The organism is Streptomyces thermoviolaceus (assembly GCF_045209695.1).
Taxonomy (GTDB): Bacteria; Actinomycetota; Actinomycetes; order Streptomycetales; family Streptomycetaceae; genus Streptomyces; species Streptomyces thermoviolaceus.
Genome location: NZ_CP109280.1, coordinates 484038 through 506585, shown reverse-complemented (window position 1 = coordinate 506585; position 22548 = coordinate 484038). Strand labels below are relative to the sequence as shown.

Genomic DNA, 22548 nt, shown 5'->3' with positions numbered 1-22548 from the left:
ACAACAGGGCAAGGGCAGGGCAGTGATGCCTCCTGTGGCGGCGGCGCTCGCGCCGGCCGCCGCCGTCGCCGCGGCCCACATCGCGCCGGCCGCCACCTGGCTGCCGCGGCTGCGCGCGCTGTGCTTCCCGCGCCTGGCCGGGCTGGGCCGCCCCGACCATGTGGCGCTCACCTTCGACGACGGCCCCGACCCGCGCTCCACGCCGTACTTCCTGGACGCACTCGACCGGCTGGGCGTCCGCGCCACCTTCTTCGTCCTGGGGGAGCATGCCGCCCGGTTCCCCGAGCTGACCGGTGACATCGCCCGGCGCGGACACGAACTCGCCGTGCACGGCTGGACCCACAGCCGCCCCTGGCTCCCGGCACCCGCCCGCGACCTGGCGGAGATCGCGCGCGCCGCCCGCGCGGTGCGGGACATCACGGGCCGTCGACCGCTGTGGTACCGCCCGCCCTACGGCATCCTGACCGGCGGCCGCTGGGCGGCGGGACGGCGCCTGGGCCTGCGTCCGGTGCTGTGGACGGCCTGGGGGCGGGACTGGACCGCGGACGCCACCCCCGCCACCGTGCGGGCCACCGTGAGCGTGGACCTCAGAGGCGGCGGCACGATCCTCCTGCACGACTCGGACCGCGCTTCGGCCCCCGGCTGCTGGCGTGCCGCCCTCGGCGCCCTGCCCGCCCTGGTCGTCGGCTGCCGGGACGCGGGGTGGGAGGTCGGCACCCTGGCGGACCACGCGGTCGGCGGGCACGACACGGGACACCCCGAGGGCGCACGGGCGGACTGCGCGCGACACACCGCCCGCCGGACCGCACCGCGAGCCCCCCGACGGCCCGCCGCAGGCCGGCACTGACCCCGCCCCCTCCCCGTCACCGACCGGCGCCGCCCCTGCCTCTCCCCGTCACCGACCGGCGCCGCCCCTGCCTCCCCCCGTCACCGATCAGCGCCGCCCCTGCCCCTCCCCGCCGCCGGACCTCCGCCACTGCCCCGTAGGCTCGGCGGCATGCCTGCGCACGTCCTGGTCCTCGGCGGCACCACCGAGGCACGCGAACTGGCCGCGGCACTCGCGGCGCACCCCGGCGTCCGGGTGACCAGCTCGCTGGCCGGCCGGGTGAGCCGGCCGGGCGCCCTCGCGGGTCGGGTGCGCATCGGCGGCTTCGGCGGAGCGGACGGCATGGCGGCCTGGATACGGGACCACCACGTCACCGCCGTCGTCGACGCCACCCATCCCTTCGCCCGCTCGGTCACCCGCAACGCGGCCGAGGCCACCCGGGCCACCGGGATCCCTCTGGTGGTGCTGCGCCGCCCCGGCTGGCAGCCGGGCCCCGGCGACCGCTGGCACCTGGTGGCCTCCCAGACCGCCGCGGCCGGCCTGCTGCCGGAACTGGGCCGCCGGGTGTTCCTCACCACCGGACGGCTGGGCCTCGCCGCCTACGCCCACCTGACGGACCTGCACTTCGTGCTGCGCTCCGTGGAACCGCCCCAACCGCCGATGCCGCCCCGCCTGACGGCGCTGCTGGCCCGCGGACCGTTCACCGTGCCCGAGGAGACGGCCCTGCTGCGGGAACACCGCATCGACGTGCTGGTCACCAAGGACAGCGGCGGCACCGCGACGGCCGCCAAACTCACCGCCGCGCGCCACCTCGGCCTGCCGGTCGTCGTCGTACGCCGGCCACCGCTGCCGGACGGCGTGAGCGCGGTCCCGGACGTGCCGTCGGCCCTGGCGCTGCTGGACCTGCCCGCACAGTGAGGACTCCGCTCCGCCCGGGCGGACCCGGCACCGCCCGGCAGGGCGCGACACAGCCCCGCCTCCCCGCCCCGTCAGCCCTGCGGCCTGCAGTCCCTCACTGCTCCGGCCGCCGCCGGCGCAGCAGGTAGGTGTCCATGATCCAGCCCTTGCGCGCCCGGGCCTCGGCGCGCAGCCGCTCGATGCGCGGACCGGCCTCGGCGAGAGGACCGGAGTCCAGGATCTCGTCCGGGGTGCCGAGGTACGCACCCCAGTAGATGTCGATGTCCTGGTCGGCGTACGCCCGGAAGGCCTGGTGGGCGTCCAGCATCACCACCACGTCGTCCACGCCCTCCGGGAACCCCTCCGCGAGCCTGCGGCCGGTGGTGATCTGCACCGGACGGGCCACCCGGTTCAGCCCCGTACGGTGCCGGGCGGCCAGAGCCGAGACGCTGCTGATGCCCGGTATGACGTCGTGGTCGAAGGCGACCGCCCCCCGCGCCAGCACCTCCTCCAGGATCCCGAGCGTGCTGTCGTACAACGCCGGATCGCCCCACACCAGGAACGCGCCGCGCTCGTCCTCGCCCAGCTCCTCGGCGATCAGCCGCTCGTAGATGTCCGCGCGGGCGCTGCGCCAGTCACCGACGGCGGGGGAGTAGGCGGCGCCGCCCGCCGACCGGTCCCGTTCCGGGTCCCGCGCCTCCACCACCCGGTACGTCCCCTCCGGCACGTGCGTCCGCAGGATGTCCCGGCGCAGCTGCACGAGGTCCGCCTTCACCTCGCCTTTGTCCAGGACGAAGAACACGTCCGTCTCGCGCAGCGCCCTGACCGCCTGCAGGGTCAGCTGCTCGGGGTCGCCCGCACCGATGCCGATGACATGGATCTTTCGCACACCCCGAGTCTGCCGTACCGCACCGACACCGCCGCCACCGGTCGCCACCGCCGCCACCGGCGCCGCTTCGACCGGGACGGCCGGGCCCGCGCACCGACCCCGACGGTACGGTGCATGCCCCGTCCGCAGGCCCGGCGGACCTCAGGCACTCCCCGGAGCCGCCGCCTCGCCCCGCAGCCGGGGCGCGTGCTCCGCCGCGTCCACCGGTCGCGCCGCGCCACGGCTCTCCACCAGCTCCGCCAGGTCCCGGGCCCACGCCACCAGGCCGGCCGTGTCCATGCCGTGCGGGCGCCGCACCCCGGTCTCCGCCACCCACTCCCGCACCGCGCCCGCGCCGCGCCTCAGCAGCCGGGCGCCTCCGGTGGCGTTGCCGCGCGCCGCGTGCGTCAGCCCGACCGCGAGCTGGGCCAGCCCGCGCCACAGGATCCGCTCCGATCCGGGCCCGGACTTCCAGGCGTCCTCGAAGACCTCGTGGGCGTGGAACGGCCGGCCGGCGTCCAGCAGAGCCTGCGCCTCGGCGACGGTCTCGTCCGGGGTGCGCACGACACCCTCCGGCTGCCGGGGCACGCCCTCGGCGCCGTAGGGCAGCGGGCGCCCCAGCCCGTCGCGCGGCCGGGCGTTGCGCGCCCGCCCTTCATGGTCCCGGTCCCGGTCCCGGTCCTGGGCTCGGTCCCGGTCCCGGTCCCGGTCCCGGTCGCGGTCCGTCCGGCTCAGTCCCTCCCGGCCCGTGCCCGGGTCGTCCCGGTGGTCCTCGTTCCGCTCGTCGGCCGGACGGCCGGAGGATGTGCTGCTCATACGCCGATTGTCCCCCGGTCTCCCGCGCCCCCTTCGGCCCAGCCCGCCGAGTGCGGTAAAGTGACCTTCGCGCGTTCGGGCGGGTGACCGCCGGTGAGCGCATCGGGACGTGGCGCAGCTTGGTAGCGCACTTGACTGGGGGTCAAGGGGTCGCAGGTTCAAATCCTGTCGTCCCGACAGCACGAAGGGTCTTCGTGGACAGCGGTCCGCGAAGACCCTTCTCGTGTTGCGGGCTGGGCGAGCGCACCCCGCTGCCGGTCGGGAACCGCCGCCGCGGCCGCGCTCGCCACCGTCGGGCACGGCCGGCAGATGCGTGTCCGGCCGGCCCGTCTGCCCGAGGACCTGCTGAACGCCCCGCGGCAGTGACCGACCGGAGGCCGGCACCGCGCCTCGGTACGGGGGCACGGCAGCGTGGTGCCGTGCGCGGACGCCGGGCGGCCGCCGCGCCGATGCTGCTCCGCCACGGCGGACCGGCCCCCCGACGAAACGCACCCTCACAGATGCCGCCGCCGCGCCGCCGCCTCGCGCACATAGGTCTCGCGGGCCCGGATCGCCGCCTCGCGGGTGGAGGTGCCGGCCACCGGGACGTCCCACCAGGCCTCGGCCGGGGGAGCGGTCGGCGTGGGGTCCGTCTCGACGTACACGCACGTCGGCCGGTCGGCCCCGCGGGCCGTGCGCAGCGCCGCGCGCAGCTCGCCCACGGTCTTGGCGCGCAGCACGTCCATGCCGAGGCTGGCCGCGTTGGCGGTGAGGTCGACCGGGAGCGGGTCACCGGTGAAGCTGCCGTCGGCGGCGCGGTAGCGGTAGGCGGTGCCGAAGCGTTCGGCGCCGACCGACTCCGACAGGCCGCCGATGGAGGCGTACCCGTGGTTCTGCAGCAGGACCACGGTGATCGGCAGGCCCTCCTGCACGGCGGTGACGATCTCCGTCGGCATCATCAGGTAGGTGCCGTCGCCGACCAGGGCCCACACCGGGGTGCCGGGGGCGGCCTGCTGGACGCCGATGGCGGCGGGGATCTCGTAGCCCATGCAGGAGTAGCCGTACTCCAGGTGGTACTGGCGCGGGGAGCGGGCCCGCCACAGTTTGTGCAGGTCGCCGGGGAGGGAGCCGGCCGCGTTGATCACCACGTCCTCGTCGCCGACCACCTCGTCCAGGGCGCCGATCACCTGGGTCTGGGTCGGCTGGGCGCTGTCGTCCGGCGCGCGCAGGGCGGCCTCGACGACCTCCTCCCAGCGCTGCTTGCCGTCGCGGTACTCGGCGGCGTAGGCGTCCGCCACGCGGTGTCCGGCCAGGGCCTCGCGCAGTGCGGTCAGGCCGGTGCGGGCGTCGCAGACGACCGTGGCGGCGGCCAGTTTGTGCGCGTCGAACGCGGTGATGTTGAGATTGACGAAGCGGACGTGAGGGTGCTGGAACAGGGTGCCGGAGGCCGTGGTGAAGTCGGTGTAACGGGTGCCCACGCCGATGATCAGGTCGGCGGTGCGGGCCAGGTGGTCGGCGACCGCGGTGCCGGTGTGGCCGATGCCGCCGACGTCGGCCGGGTGGTCGTGGCGCAGCGAGCCCTTGCCGGCCTGGGTGGAGGCGACCGGGATGCCGGTGGCGTCCGCCAGGGCCGCCAGGGCCTCCTCGGCCGCGCTGTGGTGGACGCCGCCGCCCGCCACGATCAGCGGACGCCGTGCCGCCCGGATCGCGTCGGCGGCCGTGGCGAGCTCGGCCGGGTCGGGGGCGGGGCGCCGGATGTGCCACACCCGTTCGGCGAAGAACTCCTCCGGCCAGTCGAACGCCTCCGCCTGCACGTCCTGCGGCAGGGCGAGGGTGACCGCGCCGGTCTCCGCCGGGTCGGTCAGCACCCGCATCGCCTGCAGCGCGGCGGGGATCAGGGCCTCGGGGCGGGTGATCCGGTCGAACCAGCGGGAGACCGGGCGCAGCGCGTCGTTGACCGACACGTCCGCCTGCGTCGGGTGCTCCAGCTGCTGCAGCAACGGGTCGGCGGTGTGCGCGGCGAAGTAGTCGCCGGGCAGCAGCAGCACCGGCAGGCGGTTGATGGTGGCGAGCGCGGCGCCGGTGACCAGGTTGGTGGCGCCCGGGCCGATGGAGGTGGTCACCGCTTGTGTGGCCAGCCGGCCGCGCTGCCGGGCGAAGCCGACGGCCGCGTGCACCATCGCCTGCTCGTTGCGGCCCTGGTGGAAGGGCATGACGTCGGCGTACTCGACCAGTGCCTGACCGAGGCCGGCGACGTTGCCGTGACCGAAGACGCCCCAGGTGCCGGCGATCAGCCGCTGCCGTTCCCCGTCCCGTTCGGTGTACTGGGCGGCGAGAAACCGCACGAGGGCCTGGGCGACGGTCAGCCGGATCGTCGCCGTGTTCTGAGTCGTGCTCGGCTCGCTCATCGCTACCTCACGAGGACGGGGCGGTGTACAGGGGCAGGCGGGCGTCGACGGGCCGGGCGGGCCAGGTGCCGCGGATCCAGGCATGGTCGGGATGGTCGCTGATCAGCCAGGCCCGCTCGGGGTCCGGGCCCGCCATGACGTTCAGGTAGTACATGTGGTGGCCGGGCACCGCCATCGACGGGCCGTGCCAGCCGTCGGGGACGAGAACGACGTCGCCGTCGCGCACCTCGGCCAGCACGTCGGTGTTCCGGCCCTGCCCGGACGGCGACACCCGCTGGTAGCCGAGGCCGGGGACGCCGTCGTGGGCGGCGAACTCGAAGTAGTAGATCTCCTCCAGGACCGACTCCTCGCCCGCCCGGTGCTCGTCGTGCTTGTGCGGCGGGAACGACGACCAGTTGCCGCCCGGAGTGATCACCTCGACGGCGATCAGCCTGTCGCACTCGAACACGTCGGCCGCGGCGAAGTTGTTCACCTGGCGGGAGCAGCTGCCGGTGCCGCGCAGCTCCACGGGCACCCCGGAGGCCGGCCCGTAGCGGGCGGGCAGGCGTCGGGTGCAGCGGGCGCCGGTGAGGGCGAACCGGCCGCCGGCGGCGGACGACACGGTCGCCCGGGCGTCCCGGGGGACGTACGCGAAGTCGCTGACCGCGTCGAACACACCGGTGCGGCCGGCGAGGTCGAAGGTGTGAGCGCCGGAGTCGTCGTCGACGGTCGCCGTGCAGGCACCGGCGAGCGGCAGCACGATCCACTCGCTGTCCCGGGTGTCGAAGGTGTGCGAGCCGCCGGCCGGCAGGTCGAGGACGCGCAGGTGGGAGTGGCCCCACCCGGCTGTCTCCGGGCTGACGTGCACGGTGTAGGGGCCGTCGGCTGCCTTGCCGGCGGGGAGGTGGTACGGGCTGGTCATCGCGAAGCCTCCAGATCGGCGGGCTCGGTCACGGGGGAGTGCTCCTCACCGGGTACGGTCCGGCGGGCCCGGCTGCCGCTCACAGCAGGCTCACGGCGGTGTCGACCGCCTGCTCGACACTGCCCTCGGCCGGATAGAGCAGGGAACGGCCCACCACCAGGCCCTGCACGGTGGGCAGCCGCAGCGCCGAACGCCAGCGCGCGTAGGCCGCCTTCTGGTCGCCGCCGACCTCGCCGCCGAGCAGCACGGTCGGCAGCGTGGAGGTCCGCAGGACGTCGGCCATGTCGTCCGGGTCCGCGGTGACCGGAAGCTTCAGCCAGGTGTAGGCGGAGGTGCCGCCCAGGCCCGAGGCGATCGCGATGGCCCGGGTGACCGCCTCGGCGGACAGGTCGTTGACCACCCTCCCGCCCAGGCGGCGGCAGATGAACGGCTCCACGAACACCGGCAGGCCCGCCTCGGCCATCTCGTCGACGGCGCGGGCCGACGCCTCCAGGGTGGCCAGCGAGCCCGGGTCGTCGTAGTCGATGCGCAGCAGCAGCTTGCCGGCGTCGAAACGGAGCCGGGCCAGGTCGCGGGCGCGGTGCCCGGTGAACCGGTCGTCCATCTCGAACGACGCCCCGGCCAGGCCGCCGCGGTTCATGGAGCCCATGACCACCTTGCCGTCGAGCACCCCGAGCAGCAGCAGGTCCTCCAATATGTCGGCGGTGGCCAGCACCCCGTCCACGCCGGGCCGGGACAGGGCCACGCACAACCGGTTCAGCAGGTCCGCGCGGTCGGCCATGGCCAGCTCCCGGTCGCCCACGCGCAGGGCACCGCGTGCGGGATGATCGGCGGCGACGATCATCAGGCGGCCGCTGTCGCCGAGCAGCGGGCGGCGTATCCGGCGGGCGGCGGCCTCGGCGACCGCCTCGGGGTGCCGGGCGCGGATCGCGGTGAGATCGCGGATGCTGACGCTCACAGGAGGGCTCCGTTCAGCGGGACGGCTGCGGTGGTGGCGGGACGGGTCCCGTCAGGCGACGGCACGGGCCAGCAGGTCCTCGACCTCCGCCGGGGTGGGCATGGCGGAGGAGCAGGCCAGACGGGAGGCGACCAGGGCACCGGCGGCGTTGGCGTACCGCATCGTCGCCGCCAGGCCCCACCCGGCGAGCAGGCCGTGGCACAGCGCGCCGCCGAAGGCGTCGCCCGCGCCGAGACCGTTGACCACCTCGACCGGCACCGGCGGCACCTCGGCCCGGGTGCCGTCGCGGTGCACCGCCAGGACGCCCTTGGGCCCCTGCTTGACCACGGCCAGCTCGACACCGGCCGCCAACAGCGCCTCGGCGCAGGCGGCGGGCTCGCGCACACCGGTGGCGATCTCGCACTCGGCGAGGTTGCCGACGGCCACGGTGGCGTGCCGCAGCGCCTCGGTGTAGTGCGGGCGGGCGGCCTCCGGGGCGGACCAGAACATCGGGCGCCAGTCCAGGTCGAAGACGGTGATGCCGGCCTTGGCGCGGGCCTCGAGCGCGGCGAGCGTGGCCGACCTGCTGGGCTCCTCGCTCAGTCCGGTGCCGGTCATCCAGAAGATGCGGGCGGAGCGGATCGCGGCCAGGTCGAGTTCGTCCGCGCGGATCTCCAGATCGGGGGCCTTGGGCCGCCGGTAGAAGTACAAGGGGAAGTCGTCCGGCGGGAAGATCTCGCAGAAGGTGATCGGGGTGGGGTGGGCGTCCACCGGTGTCACCCAGCGGTCGTCCACACCGAACTCGCGCAGCGCCCGGTGCAGATACGTGCCGAAGGGATCCGCCCCGGTGCGGGTGACGACGGCGCTGCGCCGGCCGAGCCGTGCGGCGGCCACCGCCACATTGGCGGCCGAACCCCCGAGGAACTTGCCGAAGGACTCCACCTGCTCCAGGGGTACACCGGACTGGAGGGGGTAGAGATCGACTCCGATACGGCCCATCGTGATCAGGTCGAAGGACGGGACGGACTCGGGCATGGACGCTCCTCGCTGGGCTCGGGTGCACGACCCCGGGAGCCCTGCCACGGTGGAGACGCGAGCCCCGGTGCCTGCCGCCTCCCAGGTGTAGGACGCCGCACGGCACACTGTCAATGTTTTGTACTGACATTCGGACCTGCGGCCCGGGAAGGGCATGAAGAGATGTCAGGACAAAGTATTGACAGCGGGCTCGGGCAAGGGTTTGGATCCCGGAGACCTCCCCTCGTCGCACAGTGAGGTGCCGGAACGATGGACCGCACTTTTCGCTCCCGCCGACTCGCCCCCGCCGTCGCTCTGGCCGCCGCCGTGGCCCTGACCCTCGCCGGCTGCTCCAGCAGCTCCGGCGGCAAGAAGGCCGAGGAGAGCGCCTCCGCCGCCTCCGCCGGCAGGGCGAACACCCCCCGGATGACGGTGGCGCTGGTCACCCACCAGGCACCCGGCGACACCTTCTGGGACATCGTCCGCAAGGGCGCCGAGGCCGCCGCCGCCAAGGACAACATCAAACTCGTCTACTCCGCCGACCCCAACGCCGCCAACCAGGCCAATTTCGTGCAGAACGCCATCGACCAGAAGGTCGACGGCATCGCCGTCACCCTCGCCAAACCCGACGCCCTCAAGGCCGTGGTCGGCAAGGCGGTCGCCGCCGGCATACCCGTCGTGGGCCTGAACTCCGGCCTCGCCGACTGGAAGGAACTCGGGCTGCTGGAGTTCTTCGGGCAGGACGAGAGCGTGGCGGGTGAGGCGCTCGGGAACCGACTGAACGACGTCGGCGCCGAGAAGGCCGTCTGCGTCATCCACGAACAGGGCAACGTCGGCCTGACCCAGCGCTGCGACGGGGTGAGGAAGACGTTCAAGGGCACCACCGAGATCCTCTACGTCAACGGCACCGACATGCCGTCGGTGAAGTCGACCATCACCGCCAAGCTCAAGCAGGACGGCGGCATCGACCACGTGGTCACCCTCGGCGCGCCGTTCGCGCTGACCGCGGTGCAGTCGGTGGCGGACGCCGGCAGCGAGGCGAAGGTCGCCACCTTCGACCTGAACAAGGACCTGACGGGAGCCATTCAGAAGGGCGACATCGAGTTCGCCGTCGACCAGCAGCCCTACCTGCAGGGCTACCTGGCCGTCGACTCCCTGTGGCTGTACAAGAACAACGGCAACTACAGCGGCGGCGGTGTCGAGCCGGTGCTCACCGGCCCCGCCTTCGTCGACAGGTCCAACGTCGACAAGGTCGCCTCGTTCGCCGCGAAGGGCACCCGGTGATCGACATGACCCACCAGGCCGCGCCCGCGGCGGGTACCGGACCGGCCCCCGGAGAGAGGCAGCAGGCGGGCCGCACCGTACGGCGCTCCCCGCTGCGCCGGCTCCTCGCCCGCCCGGAGGTCGGGGTGTTCCTCGGCGCCCTCGCCGTGCTGGTCTTCTTCCTGGCCGTCGCGCCCACGGTCCGCCAGGGCGGTTCCATGGCGACGGTCCTCTACCAGTCGTCCACCATCGGCATCATGGCCCTGCCGGTGGCCCTGCTGATGATCGGCGGCGAGTTCGACCTGTCCGCCGGTGTCGCGGTCATCACCTCCGCACTGACCGCCGCCATGCTCAGCTACCAGCTCACCCTGAACGTGTGGACCGGCGTGATCGTCTCCCTGGCGGTGTCGCTCGCCATCGGCGCGTTCAACGGCTGGATGCTGGTCAGGACCGGGCTGCCGAGCTTCCTCGTCACCCTCGGCACCTTCCTCATCCTGCAAGGTGTCAACCTGGCCGTCACCAAGCTGGTCACCGGCAACGTCGCCACCGACGACATCAGCGACATGGACGGCTTCGACCAGGCCAAGGCCCTCTTCGCCTCCTCGTTCGACATCGGCGGGGTCCAGGTGAAGATCACCGTGGTGTGGTGGCTGGTGTTCGCCGCCCTGGCCACCTGGGTGCTGCTGCGCACCAAGTACGGCAACTGGATCTTCGCGGTCGGCGGCGACAAGGACAGCGCCCGCGCCGTGGGTGTGCCCGTCACCTTCACCAAGATCTCCCTGTTCATGCTGGTCGGCTTCGGGGCCTGGTTCGTCGGCATGCACCAGCTGTTCTCCTTCAACACCGTCCAGTCCGGCGAGGGTGTGGGCAACGAACTCATCTACATCGCCGCCGCCGTCATCGGCGGCTGCCTGCTCACCGGCGGCTACGGCTCCGCCATCGGACCCGTCTTCGGCGCCTTCATGTTCGGCATGGTCAACCAGGGCATCGTCTACGCCGGCTGGAACCCCGACTGGTTCAAGGCGTTCCTCGGCGTGATGCTGCTCGGCGCCGTCCTGATCAATCTGTGGGTCCACCGCACGGCGACCCGGAGGTGACACCCCCATGACCACCGACAACGCGGCACCCCACGGCGCCGTCCTCACCGACACCCCGGCCGGGGACGAACGGCCACTGGTCGAGCTGCGCGGCGCCGGCAAGTCCTACGGCACCGTCCGCGCCCTGCACGGCGTCGACCTCGCCGTGCACGCCGGCCGGGTCACCTGCGTGCTCGGCGACAACGGCGCCGGCAAATCCACCCTCATCAAGATCATCTCCGGGCTGCATCAGCACACCGAGGGCGAGTTCCTGGTCGACGGCACACCCGTACGGTTCGCCGGCCCGCGCGAGGCCCTGGACCGGGGCATCGCCGCCGTCTACCAGGACCTGGCGACCGTGCCGCTGATGCCGGTGTGGCGCAACTTCTTCCTCGGCTCGGAACTCACCAAGGGGCCCTGGCCCTTCCGCCGTCTGGACATCGCCCGGATGAAGAAGACCGCGGACGAGGAACTGCGCGCCATGGGCATCGTCCTGGACGACCTCGAACAGCCCGTGGGCACCCTCTCCGGCGGTCAGCGCCAGTGCGTGGCCATCGCCCGCGCCGTGCACTTCGGCGCCCGCGTGCTCATCCTGGACGAGCCCACCGCCGCGCTCGGCGTCAAACAGTCCGGGGTGGTGCTGAAGTACATCGCCGCCGCACGCGACCGCGGCCTCGGCGTCATCTTCATCACCCACAACCCCCACCACGCCTACATGGTCGGCGACCACTTCACCGTGCTGCGCCTGGGCACCGTGGAGCTGTCCGCCGCACGCAGCGAGGTCACCCTGGAAGAGCTGACCGACCACATGGCGGGCGGCGCCGAACTCGCCGCGCTCAAGCACGAACTGGCCCAGGTCCGCGGCGTCGACGTCGAGGAGCTGCCCGACGCACCGGCCCCCGGCTCCCGGCCGGACCCCTCGGAAGGGAACGGATGACATGACTGAGGTGCTGGACCGCATCCGGGTCGGCTCGGCCCCCGACTCCTGGGGTGTGTGGTTCCCCGACGACCCGCAGCAGGTGCCCTGGCACCGCTTCCTCGACGAGGTCGCCGAGGCCGGCTACTCCTGGATCGAACTCGGCCCCTACGGCTACCTGCCCACCGACCCCGCCCGCCTCACCGGCGAACTGGACAAGCGCAATCTGCGGGTCTCCGCCGGCACCGTCTTCACCGCACTGCACCGCGGCCCCGACGTGTGGGACTCCACCTGGGACCATGTGCGTCAGGTCGCCGCTCTCACCCAGGCCATGGGCGCCCGGCATCTCGTCGTCATCCCCTCCTTCTGGCGCGACGACAAGACCGCCGAGATCCTGGAACCCCCGGAGCTGACGAGCGAGCAGTGGACCCACCTGACCCGGGGCATGGAACGCCTGGGCCGCCAGGTGAAGGACACCTACGGCCTTGACATCGTCGTCCACCCGCACGCCGACACCCACCTCGACACCCGGGCCCACGTCGAACGCTTCCTGGACGCCACCGACCCCGCCCTGGTCGGTCTCTGCCTGGACACCGGGCACTACGCCTACTGCGGCGGCGACAGCGTCGAACTCATCGAGACCTACGGCGAACGCATCGGCTACCTGCACCTGAAGCAGGTCGACCCGGACATCCTCGCCGACGTGGTGGCGAACCAGGTGGCGTTCGGGCCGGCGGTGCGGCGCGGCGTGATGTGCGAGCCGCCCACGGGTGTGCCGGCGCTGGAACCGGTGCTGCAGGCGGCGCAGAAGCTGGGTGTGGACCTGTTCGCGATCGTCGAGCAGGACATGTATCCCTGCCCGCCGGACAAACCTCTGCCGATCGCCGTCCGCACCCGCAGGTTCCTGCGGTCCTGCGGGGTGTGAGGACGACGCGGCGCGGCAGGGGCCGTGTCTTTGTGCCGTGTCCTGCCGTCCCGCCGCTCGGCAAGGGGGCTGCATCCGCGCCCTGCCGTCGTACAGCAAGGGGGCCGGTCCCGCCGTGACGGGCGGGACCGGCCCCTCGCCGCGATTCAGACCGTCCGTACGTCCTCCACCCGCACCGGCCGGTGCTCGTGCAGCGACCGGGTGCACGCCTCGGCGATCCAACCCGCCTCCAGGGCGTCCTCGACGGTGCAGGGCGAGGGCCTGCCGCCCGCCACCACCTCGGTGAACGCGACGAGTTCGGCCCGGTAGGCGTCGGCGAACCGGTCCATGAAGAACGTGTGCGGCGTGCCCGCGGGGAAGGACACCCCGGGCTCGGCCGAGCGCAGCGGCAGCTGGTCGTCCAGGCCCACCGCGAGCGAGTCGGTGAAGCCGTGCAGCTCCATCCGGACGTCGTAACCCCGGCCGTTGTGCCGGGAGTTGGACACCACCGCGATCGTGCCGTCGTCCAGGGTGAGCACCGCACCGGTGGTGTCGGCGTCCCCGGCGTCCTCGATGTAGGCAGCGCCACGGTTGCCGCCGGTCGCATACACCTCGGTGACCTCACGGCCCGTCACCCAGCGGATGATGTCGAAGTCGTGCACCGCGCAGTCCCGGAAGATGCCGCCGGAGGCCGCGATGTACGCCGCGGGCGGCGGTTCCGGATCCAGGGTGGTGGAGCGCACGGTGTGCAGGGTGCCCAGCGCGCCGGAGCGCACCGCGGCCCGCGCGGCGGCGAAACCCGCGTCGAAACGGCGTTGGTAGCCGATCTGCACCGGCACACCCCGGTCCTGGACGGCGTGGAACACCTTCACCCCTTGCTCCATCGTGCGGGCCACCGGTTTCTCGCAGAACACCGGGATGCCCGCCTCGACGGCGGCGAGGATCAGCTCCGGGTGGGCGTCGGTCGCGGCGGCCACCACGATCCCGTCCACCCCGGCGGCGAACACGGCCTCGGGAGAGGCCGCGACCTCGGCTCCGAACCGCTCGGCGGCGGCCGCGGCGGCGCGCCCGGAGGGGTCGGAGACCAGCAGTGACTCGACGGTGTCCAGACGGGACAGGGTCTCGGCGTGGAAGGCGCCGATACGGCCGAGGCCGAGAATCGCGATACGCATGAACGGCAGCTCCGATGTGCGTTGGCCGACAGGACGTGCGAGGGGAACGGTCCGGGGCGTGCGGCGTCGGTGTGCGGTCACGGGTGTGCCGTCGGGGTGTGCCGACGGTCACCGGCGCAAGGACACGGGAACGGCCGAGGGACGCCGGCCACACACGAGGGCGGTGCGACGGGCGTCGGGGTCGCCGTCCTGCCCGGACAGTCGGACGTCACGGTGGGAGAAGACGACGGACATCGGCGTCCTTTCGGTCGGTCACGAACGCCACACGCTGCCGCCATTCTTGTCCTGACAAACCCTCTCGGACAACCGGCGAAGGCACCTGAAAAACGCTTCAGCACAAATCCTTCAGCCGATCCGCGCCGGTCTCCCGACAGGTATGGACAGGTATGGGGTCCCGGACCGGCCCGTGCGCCATGCCCGCCCGCCCGGCCGACGCCGGCACCGGCGAGCCGAGCGGACCTCGGGTGTCCGGCCACGGCCCCACCCCGCGAACGCTCCCCGCCCGAGCCGTGCCGTTCCGGCGGCCGGCGCACGGAACGGGGCGGGGTGCCCTCGGTGCCCGGTCACCGATCTGCCCGCCCCGCCTGCTCGGCGTGCGCATGCCGCTCGCGCGACCTTCCTGCTCGTCCTCCTCACCGGCGTGTTCCGCAACAGCGCCCGGACCCTGATCTGCGCGACCGTCTCCATCCCCTCCGCCCCGGTCATCCGTGCCACCGCCGTCGGCTTCACCTCCGGCATGGGCCGCTGCGGAGCCGTCTTCGGCCCGTGGCCGGGCGGACAGCTGCTCGCCGCGGACCACGGCGAGCGGGGCTTCAGCGCCTTCGCCCTGGCCGGTGTCGTCTCGGCCGTCTTCATCGGCCTCGTCGCGCTGCGCACACCGCGGGGGCGGCCCGCGACGACACCGCCCGTCGGCCGACTTGCCCGCACGCACCCTCCGCACGCCCGGCGGCGGCGCGCCCACGATTGGCGTCCGCATCTGCCGGGTACCCGGGGCGCCGACGAGCGGGGCACGAGGGGACCCGAGGGGCACGATGAAGCTGTCGTTCCTGGAACCCGTCACCGGCGCACCCGGTCCCTGGGCCGGCGTCCTGATGGACACCTCCAGGGACGGCGAGGACCCGGACCGGGCGATCGCACGGCGCTGGCGGCACCTGCGGACGACGCTGCGCACCCAGGGGGCGGACGAGGCCACGCTCAAAGCCCTGGACGCGGCGGTCGGCACGGACCGCGACATCCCCGGACGTCATGGGCAGGCACTCTTCGCCACGCACGGACACCTCGCCCTCACCGTCGGACTCCCCGACCCGCCCGAGCACGACACCGCCCGGTTCGGCGCGCTGGCCGACCTGCTGCCGGTCGCCCTCGCCCACGCACCCGACATCCCCTACCTGGCCGTCGTCCTCACCCGCGGCGACCCCGCCGCCGCGGCCGGCACCGACGGCCGCCCGGACGGCGCCGGGGAGGTGCACGTGGCAGGCGAGGCCGGGCGGTGGCCCGCCGGCCGTCTCGCTCCGGGGCAGCGGCTGACCCGCCGGTTGCCGGTGCGGGACTGGCCGCACGAGGCCGCACAGGTCGCCTGCGATCTGGTGGACCTGGCCGACGGCCGGCACGCCGAGGTCGTCGTGGTGTGCCGGGACGACGGCGCGCCCCGCCTGGCGGACGCCCTGATCGACCGTCTGCCGATCCACCTCCGCAACAGCCTCACCCTCATCGACTGCGACGAACACGGCCCCGACGTCCCCCATGTGATGGACGCCGGTGATGCCACCGGGACCCACGCGTGCGGTGGGACGGACACCGGTGACGGTGTCGCCGCGCACGGCTGCCCCGCCCGGCGTGCCCTCGCCGAGTCCCACCTCGCCCAGGTGCTCGACGGGGGATTGAGCAGGGAGGACGAGCGGTTCGTGGACGTCTTCTTCACCCAGCGCGCCCGGCACCGGAGCCGGTCGGAGGGCACCGCCGCCGTCGTACGGGCCCTGCGACGCCGCCAGGCCCAGGCCGTCCTGCTCAGCACACCCCTGAAGCTTCCCGAACACCTGTGGTTCGACCAGCGGTCGGGGCGGATCGCCCTGACCGGCGACGAGGCGGCGTCCCTGGGCATGACCGACGCCCAGCCGCAGCCGGCCGCCTCCGCCCTGCTGTACGCCACCGTGCGCACCGGAGCGGAACTGGTCGTCCTCCCGCCCGACGAGACGCTGCTGACGGACGGTGTCGGGGTGGTGCTCCGCTACCGCGACGTCACGGACATGAACCTGCTGTAGGCGCAGAACACCGGGACTTCAGGCGCGAACGCGGGGCAGAGAGGGAGGGGCGGGCGACCGTCGGCCGGAGTGCCCGCCCGGCGCCGGGTGCGCTGCTGGGGCCGCGGCGCCGAGGTGCTTCGGCAGAGCGGGCTTCAGGTGCCTTCCTCCGGTGAGCGGGCGGTGCCGGCGGCCGGGGTGAGGCAGCGGCGCACGAGTGCGAGGGTGCGCTGTGTGACCGCGTCGAGGGGGGTGCCGTTCTCGACGGCGGTCAAGGCGGTGTGCAGCATTCCGGCGATCAGGTCGGCCGTGAGCGCGGGCTCGGGGACGCCGAGCTCCCGGACGGCGGCGCGGAACGGCTCGACCTGTTCCAGGTGGAGTTCCGTCAGCCGCTGCCGGCAGGCCGGAGGAAGGCCGGCGTCCATGAGGGCGACGGCGGGCCGGTGTGCGCCTTCGGCGCCCAGGCGGAGGCTTTCCGCGAAGAACGCCTCGACGCGTTCCAGTGGGCCGTTCGCCGCGGCCACGGCGCGGGCGAGTGCCTCGTTGGAGCGCCGGAAGGCTTCCTCCGTGATGGTGGCCAGGAGGGCTGCGGAGGAGTCGAAGTACTGGTAGACGCTGGAGCGGGCCAGGCCCACGCGGGCGCCGACCGCCGCGGGTGTGACGGCGGCGGCGCCCTCGTCGACCAGGATGTCGATCGCCGCCGCGATCAGCGCCTCGCGTTGCTGGGCACGGTGCTCGGCGACGGTGGAGGCGTTGATCTTCGGCATGCGGGGCGGACTCCTGGAGGGGTGGACGGGGCCGGGAATGCGGTGTCGGCCGACGGCCCGGTCAGGACAGGCGGCCGTCGACCATCTCGTACACCCGGTCGGCGGCGTCCATTATCGCCGTGTCGTGAGTGACCATGACCGTGGCCGTTCCACGCTCATGGGTCTGCTCGGCGATCAGCCGCACCGCCTCGGCCGAGCGCACCCGGTCCAGCGCCGAGGTGGGCTCGTCCACCAGCAGGACGTCGGGGGAGGTCATCAGGGCGCGGGCGAGGCCCGCGCGCTGGCGCTCGCCGCCCGACAGCTGGTGCGGACGGGAGCCCGCGCGGTGGGTCAGCCCGACTGCCTCGATGAGTTCGTCCGCGCGGGTGCGCGCCGCGGCGTCGAGGCGTCCGTCGATGTGCAGGGGCAGCAGCAGCTGTTCCCTGACGGTGAGGGAGGCCAGCAGGTTCGACTGCTGGAAGACGAAGCCGATGTGGCGACGGCGGGCGGCGGTGCGTTCCTTGTCCGACAGGGCGGTCAGCTCCGTGCCGGCGATGCGCACGGTGCCCGAGGTGGGCCGCTGCAGGCCGCCGGCGACGGCGAGCAGGCTGGACTTGCCGGACCCGGAGGGGCCGACGACGGCGACGAACTCACCGGGGGCGACGGTCAGGCCGACGTGGTCGAGGGCGGTGACGGCGGTGTCGCCGTCACCGATGACGAGGGTGACGTCGTCCAGGCGCAGCCCGCCGGAGCGTTCGGTGTCCGCGGCGGCCTGGTGGTCGGTGGCGGATGTGGTCATCGGGCAGCTCCCAGAGCGGTCAGGGGGTCGACGGCAGTGATGCGGCGGACGGCTACGACGGCGCCCACGGTCCCGAGGACGACGAGGAGGCCGGAGGAGGTGGCGACGGCCGGGGCGGAGAGGGAGAAGGGTGCCTTGCCGATCATCGCGCTGCCCAGGGCCAGGCCGACGGCGGTGCCGACGGCCGTGGCGACGACCAGCACGGCGACGACCTGGGCGAGCGCGTCGCGCAGGATGTACCCGGTGGGGGCGCCCAGTGCCTTCAGCAGGGCGATCTCGGGTTTGCGCTGCACGGTCCAGACGGTGAAGAACGCGCCGACGACCAGGGCGGAGATGACGTAGAGGAAGCCCTTGATCAGAGCCATGGTGCTCGACTCGGCCTCGTAGCCGGGGGAGGCGTCGAACGTGGCCTCCTTGGTCTCGGCCCGGGTCCCGGTCGCCTTCTCCACCGCGGTGACATCGGCGTCCGGCTTCAGGGTCAGGGCCACGGCCGTGGCCTGCCGGCTCGCGGCCTCGGGCAGGTCGCCGGGCAGGCCGTAGTGCAGATGCCGCCACGTGTCGAGGTTCGCGTAGACGACGCCGATGTGTCCGTAGGAGACGGTCTCGTCGACCAGTCCCACGACCTTCAGCCGCACCTCGCTCTTGTCCGCGGTGAGCACATCGCCGATCTCCACACCCAGGTCGGCGATCTCCCGGGTGATCACGATGCCCGCACTGCCGTCCTTCAGGCCCTCACCCTTGCTGGGGCTGGGTGCCAGAGGGGAGTCCGGTGCCATGCCGAAGACGGCGAGGTTGACCTGCTCCCCCTTCTTGGCGCCCTGCGTCACCTGGGCATTGACCAGGGTGTTCCCGAACGGCTCCGCGCGCTCCACTCCCGGGGCCTGGGCCCAGGCCTGCCAGTCCTCCTGCTCCACGGTCGAGCGGGAGAACTGCTCGCTGGTCGCCTTCTCGTCGAAGGCCATGTGGGTGATGGGCAGCGCGCGCAGCCCGGATATGCCGGCGTCCGCCAGACCGGAGGCGAGCCCGGACAGGAGGACACCGAGGACGCCGATGAGCGCGACCACCGCGCCCATCAGGGCGAAGCGACCGCGGGCGAAGCGCAGATCGCGTAGGGCAAGGAACACGGAGCTCTCCGAGCGAGGAAGGAAGTGGGGACACGACGGACAGGCCACGCCGCCTCTTTGCCGTAACTTGACGACGTGGGCGTCGGCATCTTATCGGAAGTTGCCGACGCGCCTGTCGGCACCCTTGTCGCGCCAGTCGGCCGGATCCCCACGCCGGTCGGTCCATGCGCGGGCGCGGCCCGGCTTCGCCGGAGGCCGGTACCGTCTCCGCCGACCGGCCGGACCGCTCAGGGAGGACTGGTCACCGAGCTGGTGCTCACGGCTTCAAAGCGGGCCGAGAGATCTGCTGTCCCGGCGCGGGCATCGGCGAGCGCGCCGTTGCACGCAGCTCCTTCTCGCGGGACCGTGGCGTCGGGAGAGCACGGGTCTCGTGGAGCATCGGCCACAAGGATCCTGCCCGCACGTGGATGCGGACCGGTGTCGTGCCGGGGTGTTCGTGGTGTTCAGCCGGTCGCGGGCGCTCCGGCACGTCCTCCGGGGCGCCCACGGGACGGCACACCCGGCCGGTCAGCTCGCCCAGTCCAGCAGGCGTTCGCCGCGTTCCGGTGCCCGCAGGTGGGCCAGCGACTGCTTCTCCAGCTGGCGCACGCGTTCCCGGGTCAGGCCGACCTGGTCGGCCACCTGTTGCAGGGTGCGGGGCTGTCCGTCGTGCAGCCCGTAGCGCAGGCTGAGGATCATGGCCTCGCGGGGGCCGAGGGTGCCCAGGGCGTCGCGCAGCTCCTCGGCGAGGGCCCGGTACTCGGCGATCTCGGGCGCCTGCAGCACATCGGTGGCCGGAATGAGATCCCCGACGACGGTCTCGCCGGTGTCGTCGACGGGTGTGTCGAGGCTGACCGCGTGCCGGCCCACCCGGCGCAGCCAGGCGACCCGCTCGGGTTTCAGCCCGCTCTCCCGGGCGACCTCCTCGTCGCTGGGCTCGTGGTCGAGGCGCAGCTGCAGCCGGCGTTCCACCTTCGCGAGTTTCTGCAACTGCTCCACGACATGGCTGGGCAGCCGCACCGTGCGGGCGTGCTGGGCCAGGCCCCGCTCGATGGCCTGGCGGATCCACCAGGTCGCATACGTGGAGAACTTGAAGCCCTTGGTGTAGTCGAACTTCTCGATGGCCCGGATCAGCCCGCAGTTGCCCTCCTGGATCACATCGAGCAGGGGCAGACCGCGATGGGCGTGGCGTTTGGCGATCGACACCACGAGCCGCAGGTTGGCCCGGATCATGTGGTCCTTGGCGTGCTCGCCGTCGTGCACGGCGGCCTCCAGGTCCCGGCGGTGCCGCTCGTCGAGCCGGCGGCCCTCGGCCTCGGCCCGCTCCAGCTCCTCGGCGGCGCGCACCCCGGCCTCGATGCGCTGGGCCAGCCGCACCTCGTCCTGGGCGTCCAGCAGCGGCGTCGCGGAGATCTGCCGCAGATACTGGCCGAGCAGATCCGCCTCGTCGCCGGGCTCCGGGGCGCGGCTGCGGGGGCGTGCGGAGCGTTCGGCGGCACGACGGGTCTCCCGCACATCCGTCGCGTCGCGTGCGCGTGCACGTGCGCACATCGGCCGTCCTCCGTCCCGTTGCACTACTCCGCTGTCCTTGCGAGCTGCAACGGGTACCCGGGCCCCTCGGCGTCATGCCGGACGTGCCGCCGTCGTCCGGGCGCGGCGGCTGTCCCGGACGACGACGGCGGCACGGTCACGGTCTGCGGGCGGCGATCACCTGCGGGCGTCGGTCGCGGCCGGGCTGTCGGCGGCCCCGGGTGCCGGAGCGGACTCGTCCTCGGCGGTTCCCGCCTCGGCGCGGGCGAGCAGCCGGTGGCCGCTGGCGAGCACGGGGATGGCGAGGAGGAAGGTGGCGGCACCCAGGTAGAACGGCACGCTCAGGTCGGTGGCGTCGGCCAGTTCGCCCGCCACGTACGGGGCGAGGCCGCCGCCGATGAACCGCAGGAAGCCGTAGGCGGAGGAGGCCACCGGGCGCTCGACCGGGGAGACGAGCATGACGGCCTGGGTGGTGAGGGTGTTGTTGATGCCGATGAAGGCGCCGCTGACGATGACCGCCACGATGACCACGGTGGGCGTGGTGACCCCGGCGGCGATGACCGCCATGACGATGCTCAGGCCCAGCAGGTTGGCGTACAGGACCTTCGCCGTGCCGAAACGGTCCTGCAGCCGCGGGGCGAACACGACGCTGAAGGCGGCCACCAGCAGGCCCCAGCCGGTGAAGACCAGGCCGAGCTGGTGCGCGTCCAGCTCCATCGGGTAGGGGGCGTAGCCGAGCATCGTGAAGAAGCCCCAGTTGTACAGCAGGGCCATGATGCCCATGGTCAGCAGGCCGCGGTGGCGCAGCGCCCGCAGCGGCGCCAGCGGCGAGGTGCGGCGCTCCGGTCTGGGCAGCGGCGGCACGAAGGCGAGGGTGGCGACCAGCGCGACGGCCATGAGCACGGCGACACCGAAGAACGGGCCGCGCCAGCTGATGGCGCCCAGCTCACCGCCCAGCAGGGGGCCGACGGCGATGCCCAGGCCGAGGGCGGTCTCGTAGAGGACGATCGCGCCGCCGAAGCCGCCGCTGGCGGAGGCGACGATCACCGCCAGGGAGGTGGCGATGAACAGGGCGTTGCCCAGGCCCCAGCCGGCGCGGAAGCCGACGATGCCGTCGATGGAGCCGGTGGACCCCGCCAGCGCGGAGAACACGACGATGACGGTCAGGCCGATGGCCAGGGTGCGTTTGGCCCCGAACCGGCTGGAGAACCAGCCGACGATCAGCATCGCGACCGCGGTGACTATCAGATAGCTGCTGAACAGCAGGGAGACCTGGCTGGGCGAGGCGTGCAGGTTCTCCGCGAGCGCCGGCAGGATCGGGTCGACCAAACCGATGCCCATGAACGAGATCACGCAGGCGAAGGCCACGGCCCACACGGCCTTCGGCTGCCGGAACGGACTGGAACTCTTACCGTGCGGTGTGCTCATGACCGCTTCTCTCCACTCGGGTAGCGGCACACGTGCGGCGACTCGCGCCCGGCACATGTGCGGCGACGGGGACGGCGAGGGTGTGTCTGCGGGCTCGAGGACGCGCCCGGCGGCGTGTGCGGCGGGCTCAGGGACGCTCCCGGTGCTCCCGGATCACGCGGGCCAGTGCCGGCAGGGCGATGCGCACCGCGCGCTGTTCCGGCTCGGACAGCTCCGCGATGAGGCGTTCCAGTGCCTCGGCGCGCTCGGCACGCCGCTGCAGGAACAGTTCCAGGCCGGTGTCGGTGACCTCCACCAGCACTCCGCGGCCGTCGGTGCGGTCGGCTACCCGCCGGACCAGACCGGCCCGCTCCATCCGCGTGACCAGCTGCGTCATGTTGGGCTGGGAGACGTTCTCCGCCCGGGCCAGCTCGGTCAGCCGCTGAGGGCCCTCCCGGCTCAGCCGTCCGAGGGCCGCGTTGGCCGCGATGCTCAGTCCGCCGGTCGTCGCGCTCTGCCGGACGTACCGGACCATCTGCTCCACGGCGATGATCAGGTCCTCGCCGGAGGTCTCCGGGGAGCCGGTGTCCATAACCCGCTTATGCATAAGTGCATGATGCACCTGGTGCGGTGCGGAACCAAGACCCGGCCGGTCACGAAACGAGCACACCCGCCCGCACCCGCGCAGGACACCGATGCCGGGGCCGCAATCTCAAAGACCTCTGATCCGCGGCCGTTAACGTCCG

19 protein-coding genes, 1 tRNA gene and 1 pseudogene are annotated in these 22548 nt (G+C 73.2%); 8 read left to right on the top strand and 13 right to left on the bottom strand.

The window, feature by feature from the left end:
* Positions 1-25 precede the first annotated feature (25 nt).
* Both OG899_RS02295 and OG899_RS02290 read left to right on the top strand, forming a co-directional pair.
* Entirely contained in the window at positions 26-847 is an 822-nt protein-coding gene (locus OG899_RS02295; RefSeq protein ID WP_168131020.1) for a polysaccharide deacetylase family protein, read from the top strand.
* Positions 848-997: 150 nt separating this feature from the next.
* A complete protein-coding gene (locus OG899_RS02290; RefSeq protein ID WP_168130926.1) occupies positions 998-1744 on the top strand; it encodes a cobalt-precorrin-6A reductase in 747 nt (248 codons plus the stop codon).
* A 94-nt stretch (positions 1745-1838) separates the two neighbouring features.
* Here OG899_RS02290 and cobF read toward each other — a convergent pair whose 3' ends face one another.
* The gene (gene cobF / locus OG899_RS02285) at positions 1839-2612 is read right to left on the bottom strand and encodes a precorrin-6A synthase (deacetylating) (protein WP_125498979.1); all 774 of its coding nucleotides are present in this window, start codon (positions 2610-2612) and stop codon (positions 1839-1841) included.
* Positions 2613-2753: 141 nt separating this feature from the next.
* Positions 2754-3407 (bottom strand): DUF309 domain-containing protein, encoded by a 654-nt coding sequence (locus tag OG899_RS02280; RefSeq protein WP_168130927.1) that lies wholly within the window; start codon positions 3405-3407, stop codon positions 2754-2756.
* Positions 3408-3510: 103 nt separating this feature from the next.
* Here OG899_RS02280 and OG899_RS02275 point away from each other — a divergent pair.
* A tRNA-Pro gene (locus OG899_RS02275) sits at positions 3511-3584 on the top strand.
* A 317-nt stretch (positions 3585-3901) separates the two neighbouring features.
* Here the strand turns inward: OG899_RS02275 and iolD are convergent.
* The 4 genes from iolD to iolC form a co-directional block, all read right to left on the bottom strand.
* The gene (gene iolD, locus OG899_RS02270; protein WP_168130928.1) at positions 3902-5794 is read right to left on the bottom strand and encodes a 3D-(3,5/4)-trihydroxycyclohexane-1,2-dione acylhydrolase (decyclizing); all 1893 of its coding nucleotides are present in this window, start codon (positions 5792-5794) and stop codon (positions 3902-3904) included.
* Positions 5795-5801: 7 nt separating this feature from the next.
* On the bottom strand, positions 5802-6695 hold the full coding sequence (gene iolB / locus OG899_RS02265) for a 5-deoxy-glucuronate isomerase (protein ID WP_168130929.1): 894 nt from the start codon (positions 6693-6695) through the stop codon (positions 5802-5804).
* Positions 6696-6774: 79 nt separating this feature from the next.
* The gene (locus OG899_RS02260; RefSeq protein WP_168130930.1) at positions 6775-7653 is read right to left on the bottom strand and encodes a deoxyribose-phosphate aldolase; all 879 of its coding nucleotides are present in this window, start codon (positions 7651-7653) and stop codon (positions 6775-6777) included.
* Positions 7654-7704: 51 nt separating this feature from the next.
* Positions 7705-8667 (bottom strand): 5-dehydro-2-deoxygluconokinase, encoded by a 963-nt coding sequence (gene iolC / locus OG899_RS02255; protein WP_168130931.1) that lies wholly within the window; start codon positions 8665-8667, stop codon positions 7705-7707.
* 249 nt (positions 8668-8916) lie between these two features.
* On the opposite strand from iolC, the gene OG899_RS02250 reads away from it, so the two are divergent.
* Genes OG899_RS02250 through OG899_RS02235 form a run of 4 tightly spaced genes read left to right on the top strand, consistent with a single transcriptional unit; the run spans position 8917 to position 12826 of the window.
* Positions 8917-9930: a sugar ABC transporter substrate-binding protein gene (locus OG899_RS02250; protein ID WP_168130932.1), complete on the top strand. Its 1014-nt coding sequence runs from the start codon at positions 8917-8919 to the stop codon at positions 9928-9930.
* Positions 9930-11006, top strand: a complete 1077-nt coding sequence (locus tag OG899_RS02245) for an ABC transporter permease (protein ID WP_373296674.1) — start codon at positions 9930-9932, stop codon at positions 11004-11006. The genes OG899_RS02250 and OG899_RS02245 overlap by 1 nt, the downstream gene beginning before the upstream one ends.
* Before the next feature lie 7 nt (positions 11007-11013).
* Positions 11014-11922, top strand: a complete 909-nt coding sequence (locus OG899_RS02240) for an ATP-binding cassette domain-containing protein (RefSeq protein ID WP_125498987.1) — start codon at positions 11014-11016, stop codon at positions 11920-11922.
* A 1-nt stretch (position 11923) separates the two neighbouring features.
* A complete protein-coding gene (locus tag OG899_RS02235) occupies positions 11924-12826 on the top strand; it encodes a sugar phosphate isomerase/epimerase (RefSeq protein ID WP_125498988.1) in 903 nt (300 codons plus the stop codon).
* 146 nt (positions 12827-12972) lie between these two features.
* Here the strand turns inward: OG899_RS02235 and OG899_RS02230 are convergent, their stop codons facing one another.
* Positions 12973-13977, bottom strand: coding sequence for a Gfo/Idh/MocA family oxidoreductase (locus OG899_RS02230; protein ID WP_168130933.1), 1005 nt, complete (start codon positions 13975-13977; stop codon positions 12973-12975).
* 1031 nt (positions 13978-15008) lie between these two features.
* Between OG899_RS02230 and OG899_RS02225 the strand changes: the two genes are divergently transcribed.
* Positions 15009-16238, top strand: coding sequence for a hypothetical protein (locus tag OG899_RS02225; RefSeq protein ID WP_168130934.1), 1230 nt, complete (start codon positions 15009-15011; stop codon positions 16236-16238).
* Between the two features lie 134 nt (positions 16239-16372).
* On the opposite strand, the gene OG899_RS02220 is transcribed toward OG899_RS02225, so the two are convergent.
* The 6 genes and pseudogenes from OG899_RS02220 to OG899_RS02195 all read right to left on the bottom strand — a co-directional run bounded on the left by OG899_RS02220 (position 16373) and on the right by OG899_RS02195 (position 22409).
* Positions 16373-16984: a TetR/AcrR family transcriptional regulator gene (locus OG899_RS02220; RefSeq protein WP_125498991.1), complete on the bottom strand. Its 612-nt coding sequence runs from the start codon at positions 16982-16984 to the stop codon at positions 16373-16375.
* Between the two features lie 61 nt (positions 16985-17045).
* The gene (locus OG899_RS02215; protein ID WP_125498992.1) at positions 17046-17762 is read right to left on the bottom strand and encodes an ABC transporter ATP-binding protein; all 717 of its coding nucleotides are present in this window, start codon (positions 17760-17762) and stop codon (positions 17046-17048) included.
* Positions 17759-18886: an ABC transporter permease gene (locus OG899_RS02210; RefSeq protein WP_168130935.1), complete on the bottom strand. Its 1128-nt coding sequence runs from the start codon at positions 18884-18886 to the stop codon at positions 17759-17761. Before OG899_RS02210 ends, OG899_RS02215 begins: the two co-directional genes overlap by 4 nt.
* A 507-nt stretch (positions 18887-19393) precedes the next feature.
* The gene (locus OG899_RS02205) at positions 19394-20416 is read right to left on the bottom strand and encodes an RNA polymerase sigma factor RpoD/SigA (RefSeq protein WP_125498994.1); all 1023 of its coding nucleotides are present in this window, start codon (positions 20414-20416) and stop codon (positions 19394-19396) included.
* Positions 20417-20626: 210 nt separating this feature from the next.
* Positions 20627-21823, bottom strand: a pseudogene (locus OG899_RS02200) (MFS transporter); the annotation flags it as partial.
* 127 nt (positions 21824-21950) lie between these two features.
* On the bottom strand, positions 21951-22409 hold the full coding sequence (locus tag OG899_RS02195; protein WP_229813782.1) for a MarR family winged helix-turn-helix transcriptional regulator: 459 nt from the start codon (positions 22407-22409) through the stop codon (positions 21951-21953).
* Between the last annotated feature and the right edge of the window lie 139 nt (positions 22410-22548).